Source organism: Algibacter sp. (assembly GCF_049667265.1).
Classification (GTDB): domain Bacteria; phylum Bacteroidota; class Bacteroidia; order Flavobacteriales; family Flavobacteriaceae; genus Algibacter_B.
On sequence record NZ_JBATHX010000016.1, the window covers coordinates 1 to 7,173 of the forward strand.

A 7,173-nucleotide genomic window follows, 5' to 3' on the forward strand; every position below is an offset into this window, starting at 1 on the left:
GTTCAGATGTTGAAAAAATAATGGAAGAAACCAATACCGGAAACTACTTTAATTACAACGATTATGACTCGTTAAAAAGAATTATCTTGGTGCATTATAAGTCGTTTCAAAATAACTCCTTGCAATCACATCCAATAGGCTTGCAAAAGTATCACAGAAAGGCACTTACAAAATCGCTAGCTAATTTATTATAATGGGAGTCGTTGTTTCACAATCCTTTAAAAATATTATATCAACCTATTTAGGATTTTTTATAGGTGCTATTAATACGCTTTTTCTTTATACAGAATTTCTTAGCGATGAGTATTACGGCATGGTGGGTTATATGTTATCTCTGGCCACGGTTATTATGCCACTAATGGCTTTTGGGGTAAACAATACCTTGGTAAAATTTTATTCTACATTTAAAACTAGAGTTTCATTAAATAGTTTTTTAACGCTTATGTTGGTGTTGCCAATTTGCATAATTTTTCCATTGGTAATAATTACCCATGTTAGTTATGATACTATTGCAGGTTTTCTATCAAAGAAAAATGCGATAATAGAAGGTTATTTATGGCACACCGTAATTATAGCTATTGCCTTAGCATATTTTGAGGTGTTTTTTGCATGGGCAAAAGTGCAAATGCAAACGGTTTTCGGTAATTTTATGAAAGAGGTATTTCATAGAGTTGGTGCTATGATATTACTATTCTTACTGCATTTTGATGTTATAAATTTAGAACAGTTTATGCAAGGCCTTGTGGTGGTTTATGTATTAAGAATGTTAGTAATGAAAATATATGCTTTTAGTTTAAAGTTTCCTGTAATTATTTTTAAGCGTGTGCCGAATTTGCGAAACATTTTAAAATATTCTTTTTTAATCATTATTGCAGGATCCATTGCAACCATTCTATTAGATGTCGATAAAGTGATGCTTGGGCAATATATTGATATTAAAGAGATTGCCTATTATAACGTTGCTATTTTTATAGCTGCTGTAATTGCGGTTCCTCAGCGTGCTATGCATCAAATATTATTGCCATTATCAGCTAAATATTTAAATGAAAGAGATTTTCCTGCATTAAAAGATTTATACAAACGAAGTTCCTTAAATTTATATATAGTTGGTGGTTTTATATTCCTGTTAATCGTTTTGAATATCAATCAACTTTATCACATTATCCCTAAAGAATTTAGCGGGGGATTATTTGTGGTGTTTATGATAAGCTTTACAAAGCTTTATGATAATGCTTTAGGTAACAACAATGCCATATTATTTAATAGCGATTATTACCGAATGGTACTAGTTATGGGCGTTATTCTAGTCATTTTAATGGTGTTATTGAATATGTTTTTTATTCCCATTTTCGGAATTAATGGCGCGGGAATAGCTACGTTTTTGGCGGTTTTTATTTATAATTCAATTAAGCTGTTTTTTGTATATAAAAAGTTTAAGATGCTTCCTTTTACAATGGCCACAATTAAAATTAGCGCGCTTTTATTATTAAGTGTATTGGTATTTTACTTCTGGGACTTTCCGTTTCATCCAATTACTAATATTGTTTTAAAATCAATGCTAATAGCTGTAATTTATGGGTTTGCAGTATTTCGTTTTAATTTTTCTGAAGATATTTCGATACTTATTAAGAAGTATTTGAAACTGAAGTAGTTTTTTACTTCCCCAAAGGCAAGAATGTAAAAAAATGTAGTAAAACGAAAAACCCTACGGTGCTGCTTTGAGGCATACATTGCGTAGGGATTTTCTAACTAACCAACCAAAATTGTTACGATCGTCTTCTTGTTGAAGTTGTCGATCTTGTATTGTTGCTAGAACTACTTTTACTCTGTGTAGCTCTGGTTGTTCTTGTTTGTGTAGGCTTAGAAACGGTGCGTGTTTGCATGGTTCTAGGCTTACTAACAGTACGTTGAGCTACTTGCGTATTTCTAGTATTATTATTTTTGTTATTATTATATGTACGAGTATTTGAGCTGTTTGGTTTTTGAACCGTTCTAGTTTTTTGTTCAGTTCTTACCTGATTGTTTCTTGTACTCGTTCTATTATTACTGGTATTAACGTTTCCCGAAGTTCTTCTAGTATTATTTACTTCAGAATTATTTCCAGAAGTTGTTCTTCTTGTGCTCGTATTTCCGTTTCTAGTCGTTTCTCTGTTCACAGTCGGAGATGTTGATCTTCTTGTATTATTTACGGTACTATTATCTCTTCTTGTTGTCGTGTTGTTTTGAGCAACAGTTCTTCTTGAGTTTGCGCTTCTATTAACTTGGGTTACATTTCTTTTACTTCTGTTTACGGTAGCATAGCTGCTGTTTCTAGAAATTTCATTTCCTCTTCTGCTAGCAATAGCAGTTCTTGGTCTGTAATTGTTTTGAAACGCTCTGTTGTATGTATAACGAACAGGGTTGTAAAACTGTCTGTAAGGCCTGTTGTAAACTACGCAGTAATCATATGCTGGAGCACTATAATATCGGTGCCACGGTCTGTAAACATAACCTCTGTTATAGATGTTTATAAATCCAGTATAGTGAGAGTATACGTTGTTTCTATAGTACACATTTAATCCTCCAATTCGGTTTATGTACCCAAAGTTGTTATAATAGATGTTCACATTTCCAGCTTGACTAATACGTCCGTAATAATCATAATAAATTGGAATGTTTTCAATTTGAATAATGGCTCCAAATTCATCATATTGAACATATGCATCATAGTTGTAACCAGAGTTGAAACTTATATTTACATTTCTAGTATTAACATTAACACCAAAGCGTGAATTGTTTCCGACAATATTAAAATCGAATTGACCATCTCTAAATACAGAAAACTCAATACCGTCTACATTAAATATGAATGAGTTACTATATCCTCCATAATAAGTTGATGTTGCGTTAGCGTTTATTTCGCTATTGTTTGTGTTTGCGTTTACAGAAAATCCTGTAAGGATTAAACCTGCTAATAAGAATATAAACTTTTTCATAATTGTAAATTTTAAGGGTTACTGTTATAGTAATTACAAACAGCGTGCCAAAAAAGACAAGTATGCTTTGAAGCCTTGTGTTTACTGTAAAAATAGTTGCTATTTTTTTTTAAACTGAAAAGGTTTATGTTGTTTTTGAAAGAATATTTCGCGAACTTCGTTTAATATTTATAAAAATGAGAACTATGACTTTAAAAAATATTACGAGTCTTGTTTTAATGACCATAACTTTAATAGCTTGTTATTCTCCTGGATATATATCTGGAAAAATTGAAGGTGTAGAAAATAAAAATATTAGTGTTTATCTCATTGAGCCAGGAGTTTTAAAAGAAGTTTCTGCTTCTTATTTTGGTAAAGTCTTAGATTCTGCATTAGTGAATTCGGATGGTAGTTTTGAGTTTCGTAACTCGCCAAAAACCAAAGAACCTATATTGCTAGAATTAGCTATACAGTCTTCTGGAAAGGCTCCTAATTATTTGCAAACCGATGATTTGAGTGAGGCTAATTTTATGCCTGTTTTATGGCAATTAGGTGATCGTATTCAAATCACAGCAAAATTCAATGAATTTCAAAAAAGTTTTTCAATTAAAAACCCTTCAGAAATAAATAGAGCTTTGTTAGATTTAAGAGATATCAATCAGAACGCTTATAAAACCTTTCTTAAAGGAAAGTCTTGGCAATTAGATGAAGGTGATCAATTGATGGAAAAAGAACATGCTATTTTGCAATACCAGAAGGAGTTAATAAAATTTGCAGATAGTGTGCCGTATCTTATGCCAGCTCTAGTGGCGCTACGATGGGTAAGTCCAGCGAATAATTACGAGCGTGTGCCCGAATTTTTGGTAAATCAATGTGATAAATGGAAACAACAACAACCTAATCATTCGTGGGTAAAACAGTTGTGTAAAGATAGTGAGTCTTCTAATTTACCTGTTTTAATTGGCGATGTGTTTCCAAACCTTAAGCTTCCTTTGATTACTAAGGATACACTTTCTATTAAAGAGCAATTGGGTAATAAGCTTACTATTATAGATTTGTGGGCTTCTTGGTGTGCGCCTTGCAGAAAGGAAAACCGAGATTTTTTAGTGCCTATTTGGGATAAATATCATGATAAAGGGTTGCAAATTGTAGCTTATGGTTTAGAAAGCGATGATTCTGCTTGGAAAGCAGCTGTGGAGAAAGATGGAGCTAATCGATGGTTGCAAGCTTCAGATCTTCAAGGAGATGATGCATCTTTCTTAAAAAAAATACGTATTCAGACCATTCCTGCTAATTTTATTCTTGATGATAAGGGAGTAGTTGTAGCTAAAAATATTCATGGAAAATCTTTGACCGATTGGGTTGAAAATTACATGAACAAAAACTAGTAACTAATGTTAATGCAATTAGAGTTGACTCTCGGGTGTTATGAACGATTGGTGAATAACAAAAAACCTCAAAGTCATTACAACTTTGAGGTTTTCATTTCTAACTAACTAATCTCAAAAAATTATCTTTTGTTTTTCTTTTGTTTTTTCACTTTACCATTTTGTTTATAATAGTAGTAGTTATCATCGTCATCATAATGGTTGTTGTCTCTATCATTATCAGTTCTTATTTGATAATTATTGTTACGATTAAATCTATTTACAGAACCTCTGGTGTTTATAATTTCTCCCCAACGGTTATAAGTAACTCGTAATCCGCCAACTTGGTTTACTGTTGCATTTCTACCTCGACTATAATTTATAAATACAGAACCTACGCGTGTAATGTTTCCGTTTCTATCATAATTTAAATACACGTTTCCAATTCGTCTTACTGTTCCATCTCTATCACGAGAAATTGAAACCCCTTTGTTTGGGTAACGATTAGAAGTGTATTGTGTATTTGAATTCGGGCCTCTGTGATTAACATTTATAGAACTTCGTCTAGAATTGTTTCTATAATAATCATCATCGTAAAAACCATTATTTGTTTTAGTATTGAAATCAAAACTTCCATCAGGGAAAATAAAGAACTCAACACCACGCTCCTCAAACATTATAGGCTGGGCGAAGCGATAGTTTTTCTTTTTTTCTAACTTTATTTGTGGTTTTGGGTTGTTTAGTTCCGTTGCGGATGCAGTTGTTAATCCTATCAACAAACTTGCACAAACTAGTAATAATCTTTTCATAATCTTAGGATTTTCATTTTGCCTACTCTTTAGCTTTTCGGCTTACGCTTATTGCATAGTAGGTTTCAATTTGCGTGCCAAGAAAATAACGTATAAACCGAATTAACGTAACATTAACAAGGGTATAACTTGTAAGCGATTGATTTTCAATTGATTTAGAAATCATAAAACATGAGAAATTTTTGTTGCATTTGATTATGAGATGTCTCAATCGTACTCCATTTGGAAATTACCATTCACTTTGGCGCTAATTAGTTTTATAGAAATGATTACTTTTATAGAAACCAATCATTTTAAATGAAAACCAATAAAGAAAATTGTAAAAATTGTGAAAAGCAGTTTGATGATAGTTTTAAGTTTTGTCCGCATTGTGGACAACAAGCTAAAGATGAACTAACGGTTAGATTGCTGTTTTATAACACGATAAGTAATTATTTTTCTTTTGATGCTCGATTTTTTAAAAGTTTTCTTCCTTTATTATTTAAACCAGGTTATTTAGCAAGTAAGTTTATTGAAGGTAAGCGCTTGTTGTATTTGCATCCGGCGCAAATGTATTTGTTTATTGCCGTGGTGTTTTTCTTTTTGTTTTCGTTTATACAGAGAAATACAGTACAGGCAATTGATGAAAGTTTGGCTAAAACTTTAAAAAAAGAAAGTATTGTCGAAAAGATAGAAGACGCTCATGTTAGAGATTCCATTAAAGCCATTCAAGCTTTTAAAAAGAAAGAGGAAGATTCTATTGCTAGACATGAAATTAGAAAAGCTTTAGAGGAAAATAAGTTTATTCATGGTTTTTCTGATGCTAAAATTGATTCGTTGGTAAATGCAGATGATTTTAGGAAAAACGACATCGCAAGCTTTGATTTTAACACCAAATCTGTCGATTCTTTAATTGCCTTGGATGCTCCTGATGACGATATTTATAAAGACATGGGGATGCCAGATGAGGCTGGATGGTTAAAAAGGAAATTGTACAAACAGGCTTTAAGGTTTTATAAATCGAGACAGGGCGGAAGCATTCTTCAAACATTTTATGACACCATTCCAATTGCGATGTTTTTCTTATTGCCAATTTTTGCTTTGATTTTAAAAATATTATACAGAAAACATGGCTTATATGCACACCATTTGGTGTTTAGCTTTTACTTTTTCTCATTTTTATTTACTGTGTTTAGTATAGTTATTGGCTTGAACTTTATTTTAGATATCCCAGATTGGATAGATTGGTTAATCGTATTTTCCACCTTTGTTTACTTGTATTTTGCGCTAAAACGTTTTTATCAGCAAGGAAAGTTTAAAACTTTTTTTAAGGCTAGTGTCACGTCATTTCTATTTTTGTTGTTTGTGGCGCCGTTAACAACAATAATTTTAGGAGTTTTTGCTTTTTTGTTTTACTAATGTATAAAATTTAGTTTGATGTTTCTTGATTGTTGGGTTTGCGTTAGGGATTGCAGCGGATAGCCCACAGCCCGACGCAGGAGGTGCGAGGACTTGCAAAGGAAAGCCCGACGACGACCTTAGGAGGCGTAACCTGCCTGCCGGCAGGCAGGCGCCCAAATAATTATAATAAATTTAAAGTTTATCCTTTAAATACTTTCCTGTTTCCGACGTTTTAACCTTCACGATGTCTTCGGGAGTTCCTGAAGCGACAAGGTTTCCGCCTTTTTCGCCGCCCGTTGGCCCTAGGTCAATAATGTAATCGGCACACTTTATTAAATCGATATTATGTTCTACAACTATGATGGAATGGCCCTTGGTAATTAAAGCATTAAACGATTTTAATAATTTTTGAATGTCGTGAAAATGCAAACCAGTTGTAGGCTCATCAAAAATGAAAAGTGCTTTTTCTTTATTGTTTCCTTTTCCTAAAAATGAAGCGAGTTTAATACGCTGTGCTTCACCACCAGAAAGGGTAGAGGATGATTGCCCTAAAGTTACGTAGCCTAAACCAACATCTTGAAGCGGTTGCAATTTCCCTTGAATCTTAGTTTGCTTGTAGGTTTTGAAAAAATCTATGGCATCATCAATCGTCATGTTAAGAAT

General features: G+C 32.7%; 5 protein-coding genes and 2 pseudogenes. 4 read left to right on the top strand and 3 right to left on the bottom strand.

Annotated features, from left to right (window positions below):
* Together WBN21_RS00545 and WBN21_RS00550 are read left to right on the top strand one after the other, a co-directional pair.
* Window positions 1–194: pseudogene (locus WBN21_RS00545) on the top strand (glycosyl transferase family 1); the annotation flags it as partial.
* On the top strand, window positions 194–1,651 hold the full coding sequence (locus tag WBN21_RS00550) for a polysaccharide biosynthesis C-terminal domain-containing protein (protein ID WP_424197368.1): 1,458 nt from the start codon (window positions 194–196) through the stop codon (window positions 1,649–1,651). The pseudogene WBN21_RS00545 and the gene WBN21_RS00550, both read left to right, overlap by 1 nt.
* A gap of 115 nt (window positions 1,652–1,766) precedes the next feature.
* On the opposite strand, the gene WBN21_RS00555 is transcribed toward WBN21_RS00550, so the two are convergent.
* Window positions 1,767–2,975: a hypothetical protein gene (locus WBN21_RS00555; RefSeq protein ID WP_424197369.1), complete on the bottom strand. Its 1,209-nt coding sequence runs from the start codon at window positions 2,973–2,975 to the stop codon at window positions 1,767–1,769.
* A gap of 185 nt (window positions 2,976–3,160) precedes the next feature.
* Between WBN21_RS00555 and WBN21_RS00560 the strand changes: the two genes are divergently transcribed.
* Window positions 3,161–4,342, top strand: a complete 1,182-nt coding sequence (locus tag WBN21_RS00560) for a TlpA family protein disulfide reductase (protein ID WP_424197370.1) — start codon at window positions 3,161–3,163, stop codon at window positions 4,340–4,342.
* Between the two features lie 122 nt (window positions 4,343–4,464).
* Here WBN21_RS00560 and WBN21_RS00565 read toward each other — a convergent pair whose 3' ends face one another.
* On the bottom strand, window positions 4,465–5,130 hold the full coding sequence (locus tag WBN21_RS00565) for a hypothetical protein (protein ID WP_424197371.1): 666 nt from the start codon (window positions 5,128–5,130) through the stop codon (window positions 4,465–4,467).
* A 297-nt stretch (window positions 5,131–5,427) separates the two neighbouring features.
* Here WBN21_RS00565 and WBN21_RS00570 point away from each other — a divergent pair, with 297 nt between their 5' ends.
* Window positions 5,428–6,528 carry a DUF3667 domain-containing protein gene (locus WBN21_RS00570; protein WP_424197372.1) on the top strand — a complete coding sequence of 367 codons (1,101 nt, stop codon included), beginning with the start codon at window positions 5,428–5,430 and terminating at the stop codon, window positions 6,526–6,528.
* A gap of 174 nt (window positions 6,529–6,702) precedes the next feature.
* On the opposite strand, the pseudogene WBN21_RS00575 reads toward WBN21_RS00570, so the two are convergent.
* A pseudogene (locus tag WBN21_RS00575) lies at window positions 6,703–7,173 on the bottom strand (excinuclease ABC subunit UvrA); the annotation flags it as partial.